Raw genomic sequence first — 22,684 nt, 5'->3', positions numbered from 1 at the left:
TTGTTTGAGTAACTCAGGGTAGTTTGGATGCTCAAAATGTAAAATAAACCGATTCGGCTCGGCGTTTAATCAGGTTACGCTGGCAGCTATAAGGTTTTGATCGGGCTGTTGAATAACACTAATTTGGCTCTCATTGAAGCCCATTTCCCTTAGCCGCTTAGGGGGTAACCCAAGTAGTTCAGCTAAGCTCACATCATATTTGGCTGAAAGCTTGGTTAAACTGGCCACTGAAAATCTCGGAATTTGCCTAAGGGTAAGCCAATCAAGCAAAGCATCTGATTTGGCGAGAGAGCCTTGTACTTTCAACATCCTGTTGCATAGCTATTCCTCAAGGTTAATGCTGGTGGTTCGACTTATGGTTTTGCGACAATCATTCCTGTTGTTATCACTTTAGTTGACTCAGTGATAAGTGCATAACTGGCATTTTCAAAAGTATTAACTACTATCACTTCACCCACTTTCATTGCCGGCTGTTCAATTTTAGGTTGAGAAATATGCGCAATACTCAGGGCCGACGCTTTAGCAGAATAACGAGGGGGCTCACCCTTGATGATGTCTGGCCCTTGACTGTAAATGCCCATAACAGTACCAGCAGCAAGCTTGTCACGACCAAGATCTAGAACTACAAGGTCATACTGAGCCAACAAACTATGTTGCTCTAAACCAGCAACAATCACCCCTTGTTGTTTGTCTGCTGGCTCTACTGGTATATCGTCTAAACTTATTGATTGATATGGAATGACTCTGTCACCAAGGTTTAACTTCTGACAAACTTTGAGATATTTTTAATATACCGTGCCGCGACTGTTGACTAGGTAGCACGTCAACTTTAGCAATATGTTCTATTTGTAGGCCAAGCAACTTTCCTTGCAGGTCATACAGTTTCTGATGTGCCCTAACAATTTGATAGCGACCTGTTACTAGAATCTCAGTTGCAAAATGTAAAGGACTACTTAACACTAAGTCATCAGTTTCATACCTTACTGCTCCTGCATGATTACCAAGCACATAGACCTGACGCTTGTACTCATCGACAGACATTAGCATGTTATTTTCAATGTAAGGGCTGAAAACAGACCAAGCAATAGCTGTTTGCCGCTTGGGCTGCTTTTTTATACTGGGAGACAACTGAATGACAGGTTTAGATTCTTCTCGAACCATAGCTAGCGTTAACACTTTTTGCTTTTTGTTAGCCGAACGGCGTATTTCTGTCGAATCTACATTACCTCCTAAGCTAGTATCATGCTCCACAAAATAGACAGCCGTAACCTCGCTGGATACTTTAGCAAAGGATAGCTGTGGGCACAGAAACCCCAGCAGCGTTAACTTGATTAAATCATTAATCAGCATTGTTTAATCCTCCTTGATACAGTCACTATTATGTTTTCGATCCATTTAAGCTAGAATAGCCAATGATGAAACGGTTTAGATAGCGCAATCTATTTAAGCGTGTAGCAAATAAAACACAGACCAATACAAATAGGGACATAGAGACCTATACCAAGTATTGGTGTAATTAGTTTAAGAGTCGGTTTTGAAAGACTCATTATAGTTGAATAATAGAATGGCAATATTAGAAGTTTTGCGTTTTCCTGATGAGAGATTACGCACGGTCGCAAAAAAAGTAGAAAAAGTAGACAGTACAATTACCACCTTAGTTGCAGATATGTTTGAAACCATGCGTGAAGAAAACGGCATTGGCTTAGCTGCGACCCAAATAAATGTACATAAGCAAGTTGTGGTAATGGATGTTTCTGAAGAGCAAGATAACCCCTTAGTATTTATCAATCCAGAAATCACCCACATGGATGGAAAAACAATCAGTGAAGAAGGCTGTTTGTCTGTGCCTAACAATTACGCCCAAGTTGAAAGAGCTGAAAAAATTACTGTTACCGCTTTAGACAAAGCAGGAAAGAGTTTCTCGATGGATGCAGAAGGTTTATTAGCGATTTGTATTCAACACGAACTTGACCATCTGAAAGGTAAGCTATTCGTTGATTATTTGTCTCCGTTGAAGCGTCAGCGGATCAAGAAGAAACTAGAAAAAGAAGCTAAATTAGCGGCCAGAGGTTAAGAACAGGTTGAGTAATCCTTTGAAAGTCATTTTTGCCGGTACACCAGAATTCGCAGCTTTGCATTTGCAGGCATTAATTGATTCTGAACATGAAGTTGTGGCTGTTTATAGCCAACCCGACAGGCCCGCCGGACGTGGAAAAAAACTACAGGCCAGTGCAGTTAAACAATTAGCCGTTGAGCACAATATCACGGTCTATCAGCCTGAGTCATTGAAGACAGTTGAAGCCCAACAAGTGTTGGCAGGTTTAAATGCCGACATCATGATAGTGGTAGCTTATGGTCTGATCTTACCTAAGGCCGTGTTAGAAACCCCTAAATTAGGCTGCTTAAACGTACATGGCTCTTTATTACCTAAATGGCGCGGTGCAGCACCGATTCAACGCTCAATATGGGCTGGTGATAACGAAACCGGCGTGACGATTATGCAGATGGATCAAGGTTTAGATACAGGCGCAATGTTACTCAAGCAAGCGTTACCTATCCAACCTGAAGATACTAGCGCTTCGCTTTATCGAAAGTTATCGCAGATAGGTCCACAAGCATTAATAGCCACTTTAGTTCAGCTATTTGAATTAACCCCAGAAATTCAAGATGAAGATAAGGCGACCTATGCCCATAAATTATCGAAAGAAGAAGCCAAGATAGATTGGCAATTGGACGCCCAGCAACTAGAAAGGAATGTTCGTTCTTTTAATCCATGGCCAGTGGCATTTTTACGTGTTCAAAACACCAATGTCAAAGTCCACGCTGCAGAAGTAGTCATAGGTGACTCATTGAATAGTACCCCAGGGCAAATTGTGAGTGCTGACAAAGCAGGTATTTTAGTGGCCACAGGTCAAGGCTTTCTATTACTCAAAATCCTTCAGTTACTCAGGCAAAAAACCTATGCCAGTATCAGACATATTAAATGGCAGAGCAGATTGGTTTGCCCAAGGTAACGTTTTACAATGATCTTATTTGATTTAGGCTCTGTGTTATGAAAGCCAACAAAAGTCGAGCCACATTTAATCTCAGAGCTGATGCGGCCAAAGTGTTGTTTCAAATTCTTGAAGAAGGCCAGTCTGCACGAGAGTGCCTACCTCTTGCACAAACGCAACTAAAAGAACAAGACAAAGCCTGGTTACAAGAAATGGTTTATGGGGTCTTGCGCAATCTGCCAATATTGCAACATTGGTTGCGGCAGTTGTTAGACAAACCTTTAAAAAATCGCTTTAAAATTGTCGAACACTTGATCATGTTGGGTTTTTATCAGTTGGCATTTAGTCGAGTCAGCCAACACGCAGCTGTGTCTGAAACCGTTGCCGCCTGTCAGCCCTTAAATACACTGGCAATGAAAGGTGTAGTGAATGGAATTTTGCGAAACTTCATTCGAGAAGACATGTCCAACCAAGAGCCACCCAACCAACAAATTGCCTCGGGCTTACCTAAATGGTTATTTAAAAAGCTAGATAATGCTTATCAAGACAAACTACCTGAGCTTGTCGCCAATATGCAAACAAAAGCGCCGATTTGGCTAAGAGTCAATGGCAAAAAGTGTCTTTAGCTGAGTTCAAAACAGCATTGACGGCCAAGAGTATCGAATATCAAACGTCAGACGTCCATTCTAATGGCCTAATTTTGAGCAAAGGTTGTGACGTCACATCATTGCTTAGGATTTGATTCAGGATGGTTCGCTGTACAAGATGGTGCTGCTCAATTGGCAGCAGAGTATTTAGCGCCACAAGCGACTGACAATATTTTAGATTGTTGTGCAGCGCCCGGTGGAAAAACCTGCCACATAATTGAGCAGCAAGCAGATATTGCAGCCATTACCGCGTTGGAAATTGATCCAACTCGCGCCAAAAGAATCGAAGAAAACTTAGCGAGACTTGAACACAAAGCGAAAATAGTGGTGGGTGATGCCGCCCAACCAGAGACCTGGTGGGATAATAATTTATATGACCGAATATTACTCGATGCCCCCTGCTCCGCTACTGGAATTATTCGCCGTCATCCGGATATAAAGTGGTTAAGAAAAGCAAAAGATATTGAAGTATTAGTTGAGCTACAACAACAAATATTGAATGCCGTATGGACACTTTTAAAACCAGGAGGAACCTTGCTATACGCCACCTGTTCGATTTTACCGGAAGAAAACCATCTACAAATAAAGCATTTTTTAACGACGACCCCGGATGCAATACTAGATAGCCAGTTTAATAACGACTCTGAAGATAAGCCAGGTCAACAAATATTTCCTGGACAGCAACAAATGGATGGTTTCTACTATGCCAGACTGCTAAAGTCTGCTTCACAATAAGGTTTAAAGACCACTTAAAACATGAAAATAATCATTCTTGGTGCTGGCCAAGTTGGCGCCACACTAGCTGAAAATTTAGTTGGCGAAAAAAACGAAATTACTGTCATTGATTCAGATCCTGAAACGTTAAGGCAATTGCAAGATAGGCTTGATCTACAAGTTGTTGCAGGTATGGGGTCTCATCCAGATGTATTGAAAAAGGCCGGGGCTGAAGACGCCGATATGCTAATTGCTGTAACTAACAGTGATGAAAGTAATATGATGGCTTGCCAAGTTGCTTTCAGTTTGTATAAAACCCCCACCAAAATAGCGCGAATTCGATCCGAACAATACATCATCTACCAAGAGCAGTTGTTTAAGCATCAAGATATACCCGTTGATCATTTAATCGCCCCTGAACAGTTAGTCACAAAAGCAATTAAGCGCCTAATCGATTACCCAGGCGCGTTACAGGTTGTAGAATTTGCCGACGGTAAGGCCAGCTTAGTAGCCGTAAAGGCTTATTATGGTGGTTTATTAGTGGGACATGCCCTGTCTACGTTGAAAGAACACATTCCTAATGTTGATACTCGCGTAGCAGCTATTTATCGCCGTGGAAAACCAATCAGACCGTTAGGTAGCACCATTATTGAAGCCGATGATGAAGTGTTTTTTATTGCGGCCACTAAACACATTCGTACCGTCATGAGCGAATTACAAAAACTTGAGTCAAGTTATAAGCGCATCATGATTGCTGGTGGCGGTTTAATAGGCGCTGGTTTAGCTAAGTTATTAGAACATGATCACAATGTAAAACTTATAGAATATAGCCCTGAGCGTGCAAAATATTTATCTGCCCATTTAGATAAAACGATCGTTTTTTCAGGTGATGCATCGGATCATGAATTATTGACAGAAGAGAATGTTCAGCAGGTTGACGCCTTTATCGCTGTTACTAACGATGATGAAGCCAACATCATGTCAGCCATGCTGGCTAAACGTCTAGGTGCACAGAAAGCCATGGTGCTGATCCAACGAAGTGCATACGTTGATTTAGTTCAAGGTGGAGAGATTGACATTGCCTTTTCACCACAGCAAGCCACAATATCGGCACTTTTAACCCATATAAGACGAGGGGATATAGTAAACGTTTACTCACTCCGCAGGGGCGCTGCAGAAGCAATCGAGGCAATTGCGCATGGCGATCAAAACACCTCAAAGGTGGTAGGAAAACTAATACGCGAAATTAAACTCCCTCCCGGCACAACCATAGGCGCGATTGTTCGCGAAGATGAAGTCATAATTGCCCACAGTAATACAAAAATAGAACCGAACGACCATGTGATTCTCTTTTTAGTAGACAAAAAATACATCAGTCACGTTGAAAAGCTGTTCCAACCTAGCGCTTTCTTCTTTGGCTAATATTCAACCAAACATTCATATACTTCACAATTCAAAGTTGCTAAAGTTTATAGGCTGTTATTTTCTCAGTGAATGATGCGGTATTTACACAATGAAACAGTAGAAGTACCCCGCAAAGATATACAGCCCCCTATACTGCCAAGCATTTGATATTTGAATATGATTTAAAGTTGTATTACCTAAGTGGTCCATTTGGGTAAGTATGATCTTTCACCATATCAGGCAAAACATTGATCAAAGTTAGTTTAAAGATTTTTTATACCCAAGGAACATGTTATGCATCAAATTACTTCAGGTATGAAGGCTATACAAACAGCCTATCCTAAATTTAACAAACCCCTAACTAAAATGCTCGCTGTCACGTTATTGAGCACATTAATCTCTGGCTGTATGTCAACCTTACCAACAATGGGAAGTACTGATGGTAATACCGTCACCGGTGGTGCCGGAGGTGGAAATACAACAGGTGAAAATTCAAGCCTCGAGAAGTGTGAACAAACCCTAGGCACCTTAACCGTTTTTGAAGATAAAAGTGCGCCTTGGTGGCGTGATTATCGCTCAAGGTATCCCAAACTTGGCAGTACTTTACCCGTCATTCGACTGATGATCCAACAGTCAAATTGTTTTGTTATTGTTGAGCGCGGGGCCGCTATGGCATCGATGAACAAAGAGCGGCAGTTAATGCAATCGGGGCAATTACGTTCTGGTAGCAATATAGGTGGCGGCCAAATGGTTGCTGCTGACTACACCTTAAGCCCATCTATTCAATTTTCTGCAGAAGGTACAAAAGGCTTAAAAGCAATGGGCGGCGCCTTATTGGGAAGCTTGGGTTCTATAGTCGGCGGTGGCGTGAAAAAGAATGAAGCGTCCACCAATCTTTTGTTAATAGAAAATCGCTCAGGGGTTCAAGTATCAGCTGCAGTGGGCAGTGCCGGAAACTGGGATTTCGACTTATTTGGTGGAATGCTCGCAGGTCCATTAGCCGGCGGAGCCAAAGGTTTCTCTGAGACCCCAGAAGGTAAAATAATTGTTGCTTCTTTTGCTGATTCTTACAATCAAATGGTCAATGCATTACGTAATTATAAAGCACAAACAGTCAAGGGTGGCTTAGGCAAAGGGGGTTACTCACAGTTGGCGGCGCTGACGACCCGATGCCGCAAGCAACCGTTACTGCAGCTCCTACACCGGTGGTTGCCCCGACTCCCGCACCAACCACTACCTATGTAGAAACAACAAAGCCAAAAGTGGTAACCAAATCTAGAACGCAAAACTTCTACATTGATGATAATTACGATGAAAAAGCTCTGAGTAAATATTATAACTGGTTGAAGAATCATGCCCCCTACTTTCCGCATTAGGCTCTATGTCGGCCGAGCAAATGAATAAAGCGGGAAATAGTATGATGAATTACCAAACATTAATTAACATGATGGTATCTAGCATTAACTCTCATAAAATCGAGCTTGAAGCTTGGCCACTCGATGTAAGAAAGCAAGCTTGGTCTACGTTAGGTAAAAGGATTGAAGCTCACTCAAAGCAATTTGAGAAAAATAGAACGCTTGCATTGCAAAACGAAGACATTGATCCGGTGTTTAGGCAAGAATTAATGGATATTGAATTAATCACTAAAGAGTCATTTTTAGCTGAATAATCATAGGTAAGAGGCCTGATAAAATACAGGTCTCTTTTTCAGCTCTTCCAAAATGTTGGTGAAAACAATACCAACAAGGAAAACACCTCAAGCCGCCCAAACAACATTCCCAAAATTAACAACCATTTACCTCCATCAGTCACATCTGCATACGTACCAGCGACCTCACCTAAACCAGGACCTAAGTTATTCAGTGTCGCAGCTGTCGCAGTAAAGGCTGTTACATCGTCCATGCCAGTACCAATCAAACAGACCATAATTATCACGAATATCATGGCATAAGCTGAGAAAAAGCCCCATACCGCTTCAACCACTCTATCAGGTAAAGCACGCTCACCTAATTTGACAGAATAAACGGCTTTGGGATGGATTAATCGGTTGACCTCGCGGTTTCCTTGGACGAATAGCAACAGTACCCGGATAACTTTTAGTCCTCCACCCGTCGAGCCAGCACAGCCGCCAATAAAACTAGAAAAAATAAGCATGATTGGCAAGAACACTGGCCAACTTGAAAAGTCAGTAGTAGCAAAGCCAGCGGTTGTACTGAAAGAAACAGATTGGATAAGCGCCTTGTCGAAGGTCATTCCAACATTTTCGAACCAACTATGCTGTAGCAATACCAGAAAACAAATTAACACTAAGGAGAATTGAATCAGAAAAAATGTTTTAAGTTCTGGGTCGTTAAAATAGCCTTTTAATGAACGCCCACTAGCTGCAGCATAATGCAAAGCAAAGTTAAGGGCTGCTATCCAAAGAAAAACAACACAAACAATATTGACACCTACACTATCGAAATGCCCTAGGCTAGCATCATAATTACTGAAGCCTCCGATAGCGATAGTAGAAAAAGCATGGCAAATGGCATCAAACCAATTCATTCCTACAGCCCAATAAGCGATAGTACATGCGACTGTCAAAGATAGATAGATATACCAAAGATGTTTGGCAGTATCTGCAATTCTGGGCGTCATTTTTGAGTCTTTCACAGGTCCTAGGGTTTCAGCTCGGTATAACTGCATGCCCCCTACGCCCAATATCGGCAAAATAGCGACAGCAAGTACAATGATCCCCATTCCACCCAACCATTGCAGCTGTTGACGATAAAACTGAACAGCCTTAGGCAAATAATCAATACCTTCAATGACTGTGGCACCCGTTGTGGTTAAGCCTGAAAATGACTCAAAAAAAGCATCTGTTGTAGACATGTGAGGTTGTTCTAACAACAAAAAGGGCAACGCACCAAAACTAGCCAATACGGTCCAAAACAACACGACTATTAAAAAGCCTTCTTTGGCTCTTAAATCGAACTTGTACTGCCTATTTGGATACCAAATCGCTAAGCCAGTGGTAAGACATAAAATAAATGCCATTAAAAAAGGTAAGCCACTGCCATCAGCATAAAGAATAGAGACAATTGCGGGGGGATCATAGTGACGCTTAATAACGCAATAAGTAATCCCAGAATACGAATGATGGTACGATATTGCATGATTTAAGATAAACTCGTTTTAATAAAGCCTAGTAACGGCATGAATGTAATCACTGTAAAATTCATTTAGATAATTATTGTCTGCTAATCGTTAAATCAAAAGAGAAATTTAAAAAAACACTCAAACAAAAATGTTTGTTGGTACTTACACACTTTCATTTATAAATTCATCAATGTAAATAGAAAGACTAAGCTACAAACCACTGGAATAGAGGCTTATATTTTTTTGATTTTAACTATTGTTAAAATCAACTGAAATATTTTATAAAATAGCTATCCACTAACCAAAAATCTGTGTATCTTTTAGCACGCTCGAATTTTAGTAATTTGACTGTAACTTTTTTATCCACACCGACACTTTATCACGCTTACTATTATTTCATACTATAAAAAAGCAATTAAGGTGCTGTTTTTTATATTAATTTTTAATTTTTGCAACTAGAAATTAAAAATTCAAACATCCCTCTCTATAATGTTATCTACCTAGTTATCCACAGTTATTAAACAAATTCAAGAATAGATGAAGCAATCAAGATATGGCATGCTTCTTTCTCGAACTTCCCTTAACACTAAACAAATATGCTGAGCTTTAATATGACAAACCCAGACAATTCTTCCTCGCCTTCCCCACTTATATTGGTAGACGGTTCATCGTATTTATTTCGAGCTTATCACGTTCCTTATTTGCAAGCTCTATCGACCTCATATGGTCAACCTACGGGTGCGATTACTGGGGTGTTAAATATGATCAAGAGCCTACAGAAAGATTATCCCACAGGAAATATTGTTGTGGTGTTCGACGCTAAAGGAAAAACATTTCGAAACGACCTTTATACTGAATACAAAGCTAATCGCCCTCCTATGCCAGACGATTTACGCACTCAAATCACACCTTTACATAATATTATTGAAGCCCTAGGTTTGCCTTTGCTGGTGATAGAAGGGGTTGAAGCAGATGACGTAATTGGAACGCTTGCTCATCAGGCGTCACAAATTGGCATGGAAACCATTATATCTACTGGCGATAAAGATATGGCTCAATTAGTCAATCCCCATGTCAGACTCATTAATACTATGACCAATGTTGAATTGGATGAAGCCTCAGTACTCGAAAAGTTTGGCGTAAAGCCCAATCAGATTATCGATTACTTGGCGTTAATGGGAGACAAAGTCGATAATATTCCAGGAGTTGATAAATGTGGCCCCAAAACAGCAGCTAAATGGCTAACTGAGCATGGCACTCTTGAGCAAGTAATAAAAAATGCTGAGAACGTAAAAGGTAAAATAGGAGAACATTTGCGTAATGCCTTAGGGCACCTGCCACTATCATACGAATTGGCCACAATTAAACTGGATGTAACCTTGCCGGTAAAAGTGGATGAACTAAAAGCAAGTCAACAAAATACCGATAGACTAATAGAACTTGGTAAGCAGTTTGAGCTAAAAAGGCTACTTGCCGATGCAGAAAAACAAGCGACGACTTCTACTACCGCTACAGCTGAACAAACAGCGTCATCCAATCCAGCGACGAAAGAAACTGACTATCAGTGTATTCTGACTCAACAAGATTTCGACAAATGGATCGAAAAACTAAATGGCGCAGATTTAATCGCGTTTGATACCGAAACCACAAGCCTCAATTATATGGAAGCGGAAATAGTAGGCGTGTCATTTGCAGTCTCTGAGGGAGAAGCCGCTTACGTTCCTCTTGCTCATGACTACCCAGATGCACCAGAACAACTCGATAGAAACGAAGTGCTCGCGGTATTAAAGCCAATTCTCGAAAGCCCAAAAATCAAAAAAGTGGGGCAACATTTAAAATACGACAAAAATGTATTGGCCAATTATCATATCAATCTACAAGGCGTAGCCTTTGATACTATGCTCGAATCATACGTATTAAACAGCGTAGCCACAAAACATGACATGGATAGCCTTGCTAAAACCTATCTAGATATCAACACCATACATTTCGAAGACATTGCTGGAAAAGGAGCGAAACAGTTAACTTTCAATCAAATATCGCTTGATGATGCTGCCCCCTATGCCGCAGAAGATGCAGACATCACGTTGCGCCTACATAATGTGCTTGCAAAAAAGTTAGCCGAAGACAGTCAATTAAACAGCGTATTTAGCGACATTGAACTACCACTTTCAAGTGTATTAGCACGTATGGAGCAATTCGGAGTTCTGATTGACAGCCAGCAATTAGCGCAGCAGAGTCAAGATCTTGCATCAAGGATCATCAATTTAGAAAAAGAAGTTTACGAACTCGCCGGAGAAGAGTTCAATCTAGGCTCCCCCAAACAATTGCAGGAAATTCTCTACAAAAAAATGGATTTACCTGTATTGAAAAAAACGCCGAAAGGCGCCCCTTCTACCGCCGAAGAAGTACTTCAAGAATTAGCCATCAGCTACCCTTTACCTAAGCTATTGATGGAGTACAGAGGCTTAAGTAAATTAAAAAATACATATACCGATAAGTTACCGAAAATGATTAACATGCGAACGGGCCGGGTGCACACCTCTTATCACCAAGCCATTGCAGCCACTGGTCGCTTATCGTCAACAGAACCCAATTTGCAAAACATACCGATCAGAACAGAAGAAGGGCGTAGAGTAAGGCAAGCATTTGTGGCTAGGCCAGGTTATAAAATAGTAGCCGCTGATTACTCTCAAATCGAATTACGCATTATGGCCCATCTATCTAGTGATAAAGGATTGCTTGCCGCCTTCGCAGCCGGCAGAGATATTCATACAGCTACAGCTTCAGAGGTATTCTCAACGCCTTTAGAAGACGTCAGTACAGAGCAACGTAGAAACGCTAAAGCCATCAATTTTGGTTTAATTTATGGAATGTCAGCATTTGGACTATCAAGACAACTTAATATTCCTCGCCATGACGCACAAAAATACATGGATCTTTATTTTGAACGCTACCCGGCAGTTCTGACCTATATGGAAAACACACGCGCATTAGCTAAAGAAAAAGGTTATGTATCTACAGTATTTGGACGTCGCTTATATTTACCAGAAATAAATTCCAGTAACGGTATGCGCAGAAAAGGCGCAGAACGAGCAGCTATTAACGCTCCTATGCAAGGAACAGCAGCGGATATTATCAAGAAAGCAATGTTAGCAGTTGATCAATGGATAATAGAGCACACAGAAGACGACATTAAAATGATTATGCAAGTTCATGATGAGTTAGTGTTTGAAATAAAAGAACATAAAATAGCAGAGTATCAGTCCAAAATAATTGAACTAATGGAAAACGCTGTATCACTTAGTGTACCGCTGACTGTCGAGGCTGGCATAGGTGAAAACTGGGACGAGGCACATTAGTTTGATTTTTACGAAATAAGTAAAACCTATACTCTAAAGTAATAAATTATTAAATTCGCCTTGGCATATATACACCGAATCAATTAAACTTAAAACTGTAGGGTACAGAGGTAAGATTTATCTAACCTTTGCTTGAACCTCGGCACTTGCCGAGGTTTTTTTGCCTAAAATAAATGAATAAATATGGCGCGAATAAATTTATCCAAAAAAATCATTTTATTGGGAACAAAACCTAAAACTCGCTGTCTGTATATAGGCTTGTTGGTGTATCAACAATGCAGATGTAATTTGTATGTGTTTTCTCAAAGTGCTTTGCCCTATACTTCTGTATAGGGCTTTTTTTTACTCTTCGGTTAATCCAAACCATTCATCCAATTTACCTTGCAATTGATCGAGTCCAATTCCATTTAAAGAAGAAAAGACTTCAACTGTGACATCACCACAAAAAGCCATAGCCGCTTCACGGGTCATCAATAACTGCTCTTTGCGCTTTCCTGACTTAAGTTTATCGGCTTTAGTCAATAATGCTAAGACAGGTAAATCAGCCGCTACAGCCCAATGAATTAACTCTTGGTCCAAATCTTTGAAAGGATGCCTAATATCCATCAGCACAACCAAACCTTTGATACTTTCTCTTTTTTGTAGATATTCACCTAGAGATTTTTGCCACTTTTTCTTAACTTCTAAGGGCACTTGTGCAAACCCATATCCCGGCAAATCAACTAAACGGCGGGTTTCATCCAGTGTAAACACGTTAATTAATTGCGTTCTACCAGGAGTTTTACTGGTTCTAGCTAAGCCTTTTTGTCTGGTTAATTTATTGAGTGCGCTAGATTTGCCCGCATTTGAACGCCCAGCAAAAGCAATTTCAATTCCCTCATCGGGACCTAAATGTGAAATATCTGGCGCACTAATACTGAACTTCACTTGACTATAATAACTCACGAAAACTCCTAGAAAGCTATAAAAACTCACAGCTTTGAAATAATATTTACGTTATTATACCAGCTTAAAGGGGCATGACACTCTGCTTTGCGGTAGATATTAGTCAACTTATGTCACGATTTTATTTTACTCACGCTTTAAATGTGTAAAATACTAGGATCTAAAACAAGGATCAATCCGCTAATCAATTGCTTAACGAGAAAAAATGAAAAATACGAGCCTACTAATTTGTTTACTTTTAAGCTTTAGTGCTTCATCTATTGCCCAAGGTGATGCCGAAAAAGGTAAAGCCAAATCTATAGCCTGTGGTGCATGCCACGGTGCAGACGGCAATAGTGCGATATCTTTGAACCCTAAACTAGCAGGCCAGCATGCTAAATACTTAGTAAAACAATTAAACGACTTTAAACTAGCCAGCCAAACAGGCGGCAGTGAAGGTCGTAATAATGCAGTGATGAACGGCATGGCAGCAGCGCTTAGCGAACAAGATATTCAAGACATCGCAGCTTATTTTTCAAGTCAAACCGGAACACAAGGCGAAACACCTGAAAATTTTGTAGAACTTGGTAGCAAGTTATACAAAGGTGGCGATTTAGAAAGAGGCATTACAGCGTGTATTGCATGCCATGGTCCTCGAGGCAACGGTACAAGTTTGTCAGGTTTTCCTGATATCAGTGGACAACATACGGATTATGTCAAAGCCCAGTTAAAAGCTTTTCGCTCAGGTGACCGTACAAACTCTGCGAATGGGATGATGGAAGATATCGCTAAAAAAATGTCAGACAATGACATTGAAGTATTAGCCAATTATGTAGCTGGCCTACACTAAACAAACAAGTTAGTGACCATATGGGCTGAATTGGCCAAATTTAACTCCCAAGTTGCAATTTATTTGTTAATTTAGTTGTAAATAAGTTGTAAATATTTGTTTATTCTGTATTCTTCAACGGTATTGAACAACACGGAACTACAGGCAAATAGCCTGATTAAAAAGCACTAAGGTAAACAAAGTTAACCTAGAGTATTGTAACTTTGAGAAATACATGGACGAATAATAATGCATCAGGATGATCGTATATTATGGTTTTCGTTAATAAACATAAAAAGTGAAAACGTTAATATCTTTGTTCGATTGAACAAGTCTTGGGAGAGGTGTCTACTGACACTCTTATCTTTAAAAAAGCGATAGTTTAACTATCGCTTTTTTCTATATTAAGTTCAGACAATTCAGGCTAATTAGCAAAAACTCATGTAATATTATCCCCCATTAATTATTGTTATACCGGTGTATCATGCCCAGAAAGAAAAAATCTCGTAAAGTAGGTCAAATTGGCATACCCAAATCATCTACAAATACACGTAAAGCTAAACCTGTCGAGAAGAGAGTTAAGAAACATTTAGGTAAACCCGCTGGTAGCCGAAATAGTGAAGCAAAGTTAGTTAAAGCAACGGGTGAAGCGAATTCCCCAAAAGACCCCCGACATGGCAGTAAGAAGCCTATAGATCTATTTGCTGCAGATACAAAAACAGTTGTATCTGAGCCTAAAGTAAAACACTTTTCACCTGCCCAAGAATTAGACGCGATAGAAAATAATCAACAGCTCAGCGATTTGTTAAATAAAATTGAACTTGGTAAAAAGGTCAGCAAAGAAGAGCAACACTTTGTCGATAAAAACTTAGCTAGACATAAAGTATTGTGTGAACTGCTTGGATTAAATGAAGAGCCGGAAGAGTCTACAGAATTTGAAGAAAACCCTATTGACTCATATGAAGCAATTAATATAGACGATTATAAAGACTAATCAGTATGCTTATATTTGCCCTCATTGTCGCACTACTTTTTGTATCCTCATTGGCATTTTATGCAGGCACTTTGTTATTTAAGCTTCAGGCTCAAAACAAAGCCCGTCAAGCCAATATAAACAAAAGAGTCACTAACATAACTGAAAGCATTCAAACCATTGCCAAAGGCGTAGAACAACAGCAATGCAACCTCTCAGAAGCAAGCATTCGCATCTACCACTTATTGGAAGGGTTACCGGTGTTAAACAAACCAGATTTTGCCAAACAATATCCCGCAATGTTTGAACTATATGAAGCAGTAAAAGACTTACCGACTCACCAAGAAAGAAACAAGCAGCCTAAAATGGAAACTCGGAAACAAGATATTAAGCGAGAGTCGTTAGAGTCGACATTAGAGTCAAGAATTCTCGCAGAAATGGAAAAGCTAGCGCATTTTAGCATCTAGTTGTATCGACTTACCGTAAACCAGTTTTAACAAAATGAACTTTAGCAAGGTATTTAACCATGCTGAAGTTTATTTAACATGACCATTGCTCTATTTCCAGCTCCCATACCCTCGTAAAAATCAGCAAACTGAACGAGGGATAACGATTGTCGTTTCAAGTTGAATTTTACAAACCATTCACTCACTTAAAAATGTGCCCCATTATATTTGGCTAATCAAAAACAAGCCCGTGCTCTTTACGAGTTCGAACAACACAGAGTAAACCCACTTAACACTCGCCTGAAAGGAATCCCCCAACGGCTTTTACTCTGCGCTCTCGATATTTGAAAGGGAACAAACATTGCTGGTACCGACGCCTTCTTCAAGAACCGCACGATGCATTCTGAGAGAGCACTTATCAATATGGATTGTATGAACACACCGCTACCTAAAAGATAAGTTTTATTTTATTGCCTTTTAGCCTACATACGGGCTGATACAAAAGGTATACTTGCGAATGTTTTTTTGAAATTTATTTAATATTTGGCAGGACGATGCAAAAGTTTGATAGTAAGACATTTCAGGGCCTAATTTTAGCGCTCCAAGATTATTGGGCACGCCAAGGTTGCGTCATTATACAACCCTTAGATATGGAAGTTGGGGCCGGAACTTTTCACCCAATGACATTTTTGAGATCTTTAGGGCCAGAGCCGATTAGTAGCGCCTATGTACAACCATGTCGTAGACCGACTGATGGTCGATACGGTGAAAACCCTAATCGCCTGCAACATTATTATCAGTTTCAAGTCATGCTTAAACCTTCCCCAGACAATATTCAAGAGCTGTATTTAGGCTCTCTTAAAGAGTTAGGTTTTGATCCCTTAGTACATGACATTAGGTTTGTAGAAGACAACTGGGAATCCCCCACCCTGGGCGCCTGGGGTCTTGGTTGGGAAGTTTGGTTAAATGGTATGGAAGTCACGCAATTTACCTATTTTCAACAAGTGGGCGGGCTTGAATGCTCACCTGTTACTGGCGAAATAACCTATGGTCTAGAAAGACTTGCCATGTACATACAAGGTGTAGATAGCATTTATGACTTAGTCTGGACAGACGGCCCAATGGGTAAAGTAACCTATGGTGATGTATTTCATCAAAATGAGGTTGAGCAATCAGCTTATAATTTTGAGCATGCTGATGTCGATGCTCTATTTGCCACTTTTGACCAATGCGAGAAAGATAGTCAGAATTTAATCGACAAAAACCTGCCTTTACCAGCATATGAACAAGTTATGAAAGCATCTCACGCTTTTAACTTACTAGACGCTAGACACGCTATTTCTGTAACTGAACGTCAGCGTTATATTCTAAGAGTAAGAACACTGTCCAAAGCCTGTGCACAAGCTTACTACGATGCACGTGAATCCCTTGGCTTTCCAATGTGTAAAAAGGAGAAGTAGTAGCCATGCGCACTGAAAATTTATTAGTAGAAATCGGAACAGAAGAGCTCCCCCGAAAGCGCTGGCTAAACTAGCATTAGCCTTTAAAGACAACATCTCAACTCAATTCTCTGAAAACGAATTGAGTTTTAAAGAAGTAAAATGGTACGCAACACCAAGGCGTTTAGCGGTAATAGTAAATGGTCTAGCTGAGTATCAAGCAGACAAAAGTGTTGAGAAACGAGGCCCTGCCCTTAGTGCAGCATTTGATGAAAATGGAGAGCCCACTAGAGCCGCTCAAGGTTGGGCTAAATCTAATGGTATTGAGGTTGCTCAGGCTGAACGATTGAAAACAGACAAGGGTGAATGGTTACTGTTTAAGGCCGATGTAAAAGGCCAAGTAATCAATGCCTTATTGCCAGACTTAATTGAAAAAGCACTGAAAGCATTGCCTATACCTAAACCTATGCGTTGGGGAGCGAAAACTACACAATTTATACGTCCGGTACACACTGTGACAATGCTGTTCGGCTCAGACCTAGTGCAAGGTTCTGTGTTAGGAATTCCATCGTCACGATTGGTTAAAGGCCACAGATTTCACTCCAATGCTCCTTTCGAGTTAAAGAGTGCTAATGATTATTTATCCGAACTAGAGAAACACTACGTCATTGCTGAATATGACGTGCGTAAAGCAAAGATTCTCGCACAAATAAACAAAGCGGCCCAAGATGAAAATGCGATAGCAGATATCAACGATGACCTTCTAGAAGAAGTCACTTCATTAGTCGAATGGCCTATTGCTTTAACCGCTAGCTTCGATGATTCGTTTTTAGACGTCCCTAAAGAAGCGCTCATTTATACAATGAAAGACGATCAGAAATATTTTCCATTGTTGAATAAAGATGGCCAATTGAAATCACGATTTGTGTTTATTACTAATATTGAAAGTAAGGACCCACAAACAGTCATCAGTGGTAATGAAAAGGTCATTAGGCCGCGGTTAGCTGACGCAGAGTTCTTCTTTAATACAGATAAAAAGAACACTTTAGAGTCTAGGCTTGAAAGCTTAAAAACCATTTTGTTTCAAAAACAGTTAGGAACATTATTTGAAAAGTCGCAACGCATTGCGGCAATGGCAAAGAAAATTGCAGTCATGTTAAATGCAGATCAAGATGCCTCTTACCGAGCGGGTCTACTCTGTAAAACAGACCTCATGACAAATATGGTTATGGAGTTTCCAGATGTTCAGGGCGTTATGGGTATGCATTACGCAAGAGTAGATGGAGAGTCTGAGCTAGTTGCCATTGCTCAAAATGAGCAGTATATGCCCCGTTTTGCTGGTGATTCCTTACCGACATCAAACGTGAGTATTAGCGTTGCTTTAGCAGACAAAATAGATACTCTAGTTGGCATATTTGGTATTGGACAAACTCCAAAAGGCGACAAAGATCCGTTTGCGTTAAGACGTGCATCAATTGGTGTATTGCGTATTGCTGTCGAAAAATCACTGCCACTAGACTTAGAAGAGCTAGTAGAAGCTTCAATTACGACTTTTGAAGATAAGATAGAAACTGAAGGCTTAAAGGATAAAGTCGTCGATTTCATATTAGCGCGATTTAAAGCTTGGTATGGAGAGCAAGGAGTGGCAGCAGGCGTTGTTCAAGCTGTTGAAGTTAATCGCCCTACTCGTCCAGCTGATTTTGCAGCTCGTATTGAAGCAGTAAAGTCTTTCAGTACTTTAGATTCAGCGGAAGCGCTAGCAGCCGCCAACAAACGCGTAGCAAACATCTTAACTAAAAATCCTTATGACGCAGATACGCAACTCGATGCTAAATTATTTGTTGAGCCACAGGAAGTTGCGCTCGCTGAGGCACTAGAAACCTTAGAAAAGAAAATTGAACCCATGTTGGCCAAGTCTGATTATTCAAGTGCATTAACAGCCCTAGCAGAGCTTAAATTACCGATTGATGACTTCTTCGAAAATGTTATGGTAATGGCAGAAGATAAAGCAATAAGAATTAATCGTTTAACCTTGCTTTCAAGGCTTAGAGGACTATTTCTATGTTGTGCTGATATATCGGTTTTAAAATAGGATTCAATTTTAAGGTCGCTATCATGATAAAGAAAAATATATTTGTTTCACTCATTTTGCTCACAACAATATTGAGTGGCTGTGCAAGCACGGCTATAGATACGTTCACCCAAGAAGATAATTATGACTCCCTATATCTAAGGGGAGTATTTACTTGGTGGGAAGCAGATGAGAAATATAAGCTAGTAGAAAAATCAGAACAGGTTTATTCAACAAGTATAGAACTAATTGCAGATGGTCAGCCTTATGATTTTAAATTTGCTGATGCAGAATGGACACCTGGATTAAATTGTGGATTCTATCGGAAGAAAGATCAGGTAATTATACTAGGTAAAGCAGTCAGTACTAATTGTGAATCAACAGACGAGAACTTTAGATTTACGCCTAAGGAAACAGGCACATTTGAGTTTACTATTGATTTTAGTGGATTCGGTTCACCAGATGTCATAGTGAACAAACTATAGTTTTCTCCAAATAAACAACTACAAGCAAAAAAGGTCACTCGTTAATGTGGCCTTTTTTATTTGTCCTATTATCATAGATCCTACTAATTATCCCCAATAAAGATAGTTGCCATTGCGATGGCCTCGCGAGTCATTCAGCGTTTAAAGAAACTGCTATCAACTATTCCTAACCTACAGCACTCATTCAAATATCAACAACCAAAAAGTTGACGAAAACACAGATAGGTTAGGTAGAGTGAGTTTTTCGAGCGTAACAATATCCCCTAGGTTTCACGGCAATTCACGAAAAGTAGGTTACCAACTAACCTGTTATACCTAGGTCAGTCAAGAAACCAAACAGTCACCCAATGAATGCCAGCCAGATTGAGACGAGCGAGAGGCATGTACAAAACTCCAACAGTTAACACTATATACATATTATGTTTATTTTTATAATATGTATTCAATACATTTTATTTACATAGTCATTAATCATTGGAAAGAATTATGAAACCCTACTTCATAGGAGCATCTATTGCTTCGGCGCTTGTATTTATGTCAGCGTGCAACAACAGCACTTCATCTACAGAAACATCAGTGCAATCAACAAAGGTCACTCAACCAGCGACGAAAGCCACCAGTGAGTTAGAGCAAACGGCACGTCTTAAACTGAAAACCCTTGAAAGAATAATGGCTCAAGCTCGTGCTAAAGACATAGATGTAACCCGTGAGGAAACCGTTGTGTGGTTTGCTAACGAATTCTTAAAGTTCGCAAATTGGGATGAAAACAATCAAGATGCCATTACTTATCTCATGGGCGAGTACTATGGATTTAAGGACAAAAAGGAAGAACTGGCGGCCATGGTCCCTGACTTTCAACGCGAGAAAGTTTTGAGTATTCTGGATGGTGGTATTGCTGAACTTTCCGCCGTATTAAGTGGCGACATTCAACGACGCCCTGTTAACAAGGTGGACTGGAAAAATATTGAAGTTAGTGACGATATGCTGCTGAGTAATGGAAAACCCATTTTCTTGTACGATTATTTCTCAAAGTCGGTTGGCCGTCCGTTGACCGATACCCAAGTCTATAATGATCACCTGGGTGCGATTTTTCACGGTGGCGAAAACCTATATCCAGTCGATCATGACAGAGCGATCAATTCATTTTTGCTCAATGAAGATCGCACCTTCAATCAAGAACTTTTAAAGGAAGTCACAGATATCTCTGATACAAATGTAGGCTTTCTGATCTATTGGAACATGGGAATTCCTGAATGGGTAGAGAAACTAGAGCCTGAGGTCCGCTTGGGCCGATCCTTGTTCACTGGTTACGATATTGATAATCCACTAGTTAGAGATGTTTGGGGGACAATTGCCAAAGAAACCGGCGCCCTTACACGCGGGAAAAAAGTGTCTCAACTCGGTTACATTCTCGCTAACGAACCTCACTGGTATACCATCAGTAGCGGTTGGACGCGAAGAACTGGCGAGATGCAGAATATATCTTCTTATACTGTCAACAAAGCCAGGCAGTGGCTACGCAACAAGTATCACGGCAACATTGAGCAACTCAATAAGAACTGGAATTCTCAGTATTCTAGTTTTGATACAATTGAAATTCCCATGCCCATTCCCGCTAAGTTAGAAGGCACTCCAAAGTTTTATGACCTCGCTCGCTATAATATGGATCGCGCTATCGATTGGTTCACTTTTGTTCAGAATGAGCTTCATAAAGGCAATCCAGATGCGGATACCCATATCAAAATAATGCCACACTTGTTTACCGATGATCAACGTCATCAAGGCATTGATTTAGAAGCACTCACTGATTTGACAACTATGATTGGCGATGATGCCAAAGCCCGTGAGACACGCAGCCGAACGGCGAAAAATCCAGAAGCATGGGAAGCACATTATGCTTATTTTTGGGAAGAACTCAGTTTAGCATACGACTTCATGGAGTCCGTATCTCCGAATAAAATCCACGTCAATTCAGAGTCTCACTTTCTGTCTGCAGGCAATTGGCGAGAATTCGATACTTCAGTAGAGTATGTAGAAAGCGTCTACTGGCTAGCGACTGTTCAGGGCATGGATGTTAATTTGGCATGGTTCTGGGCCAGAGACCCTGATGGCTCCCCTGAAGACCGCTTAGAAGGCGAACTTAATTTCTTTGATAATGCCCTCGCTGGCTCCTTTGCTGGTTCGGTTAACCAACAGCCACATATTGCCAATGCCTACACGCAGGTTATGTATGACTTAAATAGTTTCTCAGAAGAGATTATGGCGCTGCGAGCTCAGCGTCGGCCAATTCGTCTGTTTCATTCCGAAACGTCAGCTATTAACAAGACGAACCATATGAGCCAACAATTTAAATTGTACGAGAAAATTTACTTTGATGGTTTCCCAGTAGGATTTGTTACGGAAAATATCATTAAAAAACAAGATAATAAATCATGGGATACAGTGGTTGTCTATAAGACTGAGTATGTCACCCAAGCCGAGCTAAATACATTGCAAACCTATTTGGATCAAGGCGGTACAGTAATTATAGATAGTAATGAAAGCTTAAGTAAAAACGAATATGGACAGCCACACACAAAAACACTATCAGCCAGTAAAGGCAATCTAATTAATCTAGCTGGCAAAGCCGACATTGCAGAGATTCGTCAAGTCTCTCTTAAAAGCGCTTCCAATGGCTTGCCTGACTTAGTACTTGATGAGAATAATGGTACAGAATATAAAGGTGTTAATTGGCGAGCCGTAAAGCAAGAGAATGGCAGTTATTTGGTAAATTTGAATAATCTAGGCAAACATAAAGCTAAGCTTACGCTCTCCTTGAAAGGAGGAGAAAAACTTAACATAACTAATATGATGACAGGTAAATCAATGAAGGATCACTTCCAATTAGCCCCTAAAGGCGTATTGTTATTGCACGTTACAGTTGAATAACTGTTCCAGTATTTGCAAACTGCCGAGGTTACAAAAGGCGGTATCCCCTTTTGTAAATATGTTTCCATAAAGAGATTCTCTTTATGGAAACATCAAGCGGTGATAGTGCTGATCTTTAATGATAAGTAACAGAATGAACCCCACGGTTTTTGAACAAGGCGTCGCGGTATGAAGGAATGATAGTTCTCTTTTGTATGCCAAAAAATTAAAGCAAAAGCCGCTAAGACAATATTCCTTTCAGGGTATTAGTACTGTGAAATTTTAAGTAAAGCGTCAATGAACAAGAATTGGTTCAAAAAGAGATGAATCTACAAGTAATGTTACAAGC

General features: G+C 40.3%; 15 protein-coding genes and 4 pseudogenes. 14 read left to right on the top strand and 5 right to left on the bottom strand.

Features of this window, described 5'->3' with window-relative positions; translation table 11 throughout:
• Window positions 1-69 precede the first annotated feature (69 nt).
• From RS130_RS05010 to RS130_RS05000, 3 genes are all read right to left on the bottom strand, one after another.
• Window positions 70-309, bottom strand: a complete 240-nt coding sequence (locus RS130_RS05010) for a hypothetical protein (RefSeq protein ID WP_316025054.1) — start codon at window positions 307-309, stop codon at window positions 70-72.
• Window positions 310-353: 44 nt separating this feature from the next.
• Window positions 354-677: a hypothetical protein gene (locus RS130_RS05005; protein ID WP_316025053.1), complete on the bottom strand. Its 324-nt coding sequence runs from the start codon at window positions 675-677 to the stop codon at window positions 354-356.
• Between the two features lie 70 nt (window positions 678-747).
• Window positions 748-1,350 carry a hypothetical protein gene (locus RS130_RS05000; protein WP_316025052.1) on the bottom strand — a complete coding sequence of 201 codons (603 nt, stop codon included), beginning with the start codon at window positions 1,348-1,350 and terminating at the stop codon, window positions 748-750.
• Between the two features lie 214 nt (window positions 1,351-1,564).
• Between RS130_RS05000 and def the strand changes: the two genes are divergently transcribed.
• The 6 genes and pseudogenes from def to RS130_RS04970 all read left to right on the top strand — a co-directional run bounded on the left by def (window position 1,565) and on the right by RS130_RS04970 (window position 7,427).
• Window positions 1,565-2,074: a peptide deformylase gene (gene def, locus RS130_RS04995; protein ID WP_316025051.1), complete on the top strand. Its 510-nt coding sequence runs from the start codon at window positions 1,565-1,567 to the stop codon at window positions 2,072-2,074.
• Window positions 2,075-2,081: 7 nt separating this feature from the next.
• A pseudogene (gene fmt / locus RS130_RS04990) lies at window positions 2,082-3,027 on the top strand (methionyl-tRNA formyltransferase).
• A 25-nt stretch (window positions 3,028-3,052) separates the two neighbouring features.
• A pseudogene (gene rsmB / locus RS130_RS04985) lies at window positions 3,053-4,375 on the top strand (16S rRNA (cytosine(967)-C(5))-methyltransferase RsmB).
• Between the two features lie 21 nt (window positions 4,376-4,396).
• A complete protein-coding gene (gene trkA / locus RS130_RS04980) occupies window positions 4,397-5,776 on the top strand; it encodes a Trk system potassium transporter TrkA (protein WP_316025050.1) in 1,380 nt (459 codons plus the stop codon).
• A gap of 276 nt (window positions 5,777-6,052) precedes the next feature.
• Window positions 6,053-7,003 (top strand): CsgG/HfaB family protein, encoded by a 951-nt coding sequence (locus tag RS130_RS04975; RefSeq protein ID WP_316025049.1) that lies wholly within the window; start codon window positions 6,053-6,055, stop codon window positions 7,001-7,003.
• 172 nt (window positions 7,004-7,175) lie between these two features.
• Window positions 7,176-7,427, top strand: coding sequence for a hypothetical protein (locus RS130_RS04970; RefSeq protein ID WP_316025048.1), 252 nt, complete (start codon window positions 7,176-7,178; stop codon window positions 7,425-7,427).
• Between the two features lie 38 nt (window positions 7,428-7,465).
• On the opposite strand, the pseudogene RS130_RS04965 reads toward RS130_RS04970, so the two are convergent.
• Window positions 7,466-8,916 (bottom strand): annotated as a pseudogene (locus RS130_RS04965) (TrkH family potassium uptake protein).
• Between the two features lie 594 nt (window positions 8,917-9,510).
• Here RS130_RS04965 and polA point away from each other — a divergent pair.
• Window positions 9,511-12,261: a DNA polymerase I gene (gene polA / locus RS130_RS04960; RefSeq protein WP_316025047.1), complete on the top strand. Its 2,751-nt coding sequence runs from the start codon at window positions 9,511-9,513 to the stop codon at window positions 12,259-12,261.
• A 342-nt stretch (window positions 12,262-12,603) separates the two neighbouring features.
• On the opposite strand, the gene yihA is transcribed toward polA, so the two are convergent.
• On the bottom strand, window positions 12,604-13,206 hold the full coding sequence (gene yihA, locus RS130_RS04955) for a ribosome biogenesis GTP-binding protein YihA/YsxC (protein WP_316025046.1): 603 nt from the start codon (window positions 13,204-13,206) through the stop codon (window positions 12,604-12,606).
• Window positions 13,207-13,411: 205 nt separating this feature from the next.
• On the opposite strand from yihA, the gene RS130_RS04950 reads away from it, so the two are divergent.
• From RS130_RS04950 to RS130_RS04920, 7 genes and pseudogenes are all read left to right on the top strand, one after another.
• A complete protein-coding gene (locus RS130_RS04950) occupies window positions 13,412-14,035 on the top strand; it encodes a c-type cytochrome (RefSeq protein ID WP_316025045.1) in 624 nt (207 codons plus the stop codon).
• Between the two features lie 463 nt (window positions 14,036-14,498).
• Window positions 14,499-15,008 carry a Der GTPase-activating protein YihI gene (yihI, locus tag RS130_RS04945; protein WP_316025044.1) on the top strand — a complete coding sequence of 170 codons (510 nt, stop codon included), beginning with the start codon at window positions 14,499-14,501 and terminating at the stop codon, window positions 15,006-15,008.
• Window positions 15,009-15,013: 5 nt separating this feature from the next.
• Window positions 15,014-15,454 carry a DUF2489 domain-containing protein gene (locus tag RS130_RS04940; protein ID WP_316025043.1) on the top strand — a complete coding sequence of 147 codons (441 nt, stop codon included), beginning with the start codon at window positions 15,014-15,016 and terminating at the stop codon, window positions 15,452-15,454.
• A 533-nt stretch (window positions 15,455-15,987) separates the two neighbouring features.
• A complete protein-coding gene (gene glyQ / locus RS130_RS04935; RefSeq protein ID WP_316025042.1) occupies window positions 15,988-16,893 on the top strand; it encodes a glycine--tRNA ligase subunit alpha in 906 nt (301 codons plus the stop codon).
• Between the two features lie 5 nt (window positions 16,894-16,898).
• Window positions 16,899-18,964, top strand: a pseudogene (gene glyS / locus RS130_RS04930) (glycine--tRNA ligase subunit beta).
• A 23-nt stretch (window positions 18,965-18,987) separates the two neighbouring features.
• Window positions 18,988-19,428, top strand: a complete 441-nt coding sequence (locus RS130_RS04925) for an early set domain-containing protein (RefSeq protein WP_316025041.1) — start codon at window positions 18,988-18,990, stop codon at window positions 19,426-19,428.
• 486 nt (window positions 19,429-19,914) lie between these two features.
• The gene (locus RS130_RS04920; protein ID WP_316025040.1) at window positions 19,915-22,356 is read left to right on the top strand and encodes an alpha-amylase family protein; all 2,442 of its coding nucleotides are present in this window, start codon (window positions 19,915-19,917) and stop codon (window positions 22,354-22,356) included.
• The last annotated feature ends 328 nt before the right edge of the window (window positions 22,357-22,684 follow it).

Origin of the sequence: Paraglaciecola aquimarina (assembly GCF_032464635.1) — a bacterium.
Classification (GTDB): domain Bacteria; phylum Pseudomonadota; class Gammaproteobacteria; order Enterobacterales; family Alteromonadaceae; genus Paraglaciecola; species Paraglaciecola aquimarina.
Note: the sequence above shows the minus strand (reverse complement) of the source record. Positions and strands in the feature narration are given on the sequence as shown.

Coding starts and splice junctions, on each gene's coding strand:
- RS130_RS05010 (WP_316025054.1), bottom strand. CDS start 309: ATGTTGAAAGTACAAGGCTCTCTCGCCAAATCAGATGCTTTGCTTGAT.
- RS130_RS05000 (WP_316025052.1), bottom strand. CDS start 1,350: ATGCTGATTAATGATTTAATCAAGTTAACGCTGCTGGGGTTTCTGTGC.
- def (WP_316025051.1), top strand. CDS start 1,565: ATGGCAATATTAGAAGTTTTGCGTTTTCCTGATGAGAGATTACGCACG.
- trkA (WP_316025050.1), top strand. CDS start 4,397: ATGAAAATAATCATTCTTGGTGCTGGCCAAGTTGGCGCCACACTAGCT.
- RS130_RS04975 (WP_316025049.1), top strand. CDS start 6,053: ATGCATCAAATTACTTCAGGTATGAAGGCTATACAAACAGCCTATCCT.
- RS130_RS04970 (WP_316025048.1), top strand. CDS start 7,176: ATGATGAATTACCAAACATTAATTAACATGATGGTATCTAGCATTAAC.
- polA (WP_316025047.1), top strand. CDS start 9,511: ATGACAAACCCAGACAATTCTTCCTCGCCTTCCCCACTTATATTGGTA.
- RS130_RS04950 (WP_316025045.1), top strand. CDS start 13,412: ATGAAAAATACGAGCCTACTAATTTGTTTACTTTTAAGCTTTAGTGCT.
- yihI (WP_316025044.1), top strand. CDS start 14,499: ATGCCCAGAAAGAAAAAATCTCGTAAAGTAGGTCAAATTGGCATACCC.
- RS130_RS04940 (WP_316025043.1), top strand. CDS start 15,014: ATGCTTATATTTGCCCTCATTGTCGCACTACTTTTTGTATCCTCATTG.
- glyQ (WP_316025042.1), top strand. CDS start 15,988: ATGCAAAAGTTTGATAGTAAGACATTTCAGGGCCTAATTTTAGCGCTC.
- RS130_RS04925 (WP_316025041.1), top strand. CDS start 18,988: ATGATAAAGAAAAATATATTTGTTTCACTCATTTTGCTCACAACAATA.
- RS130_RS04920 (WP_316025040.1), top strand. CDS start 19,915: ATGAAACCCTACTTCATAGGAGCATCTATTGCTTCGGCGCTTGTATTT.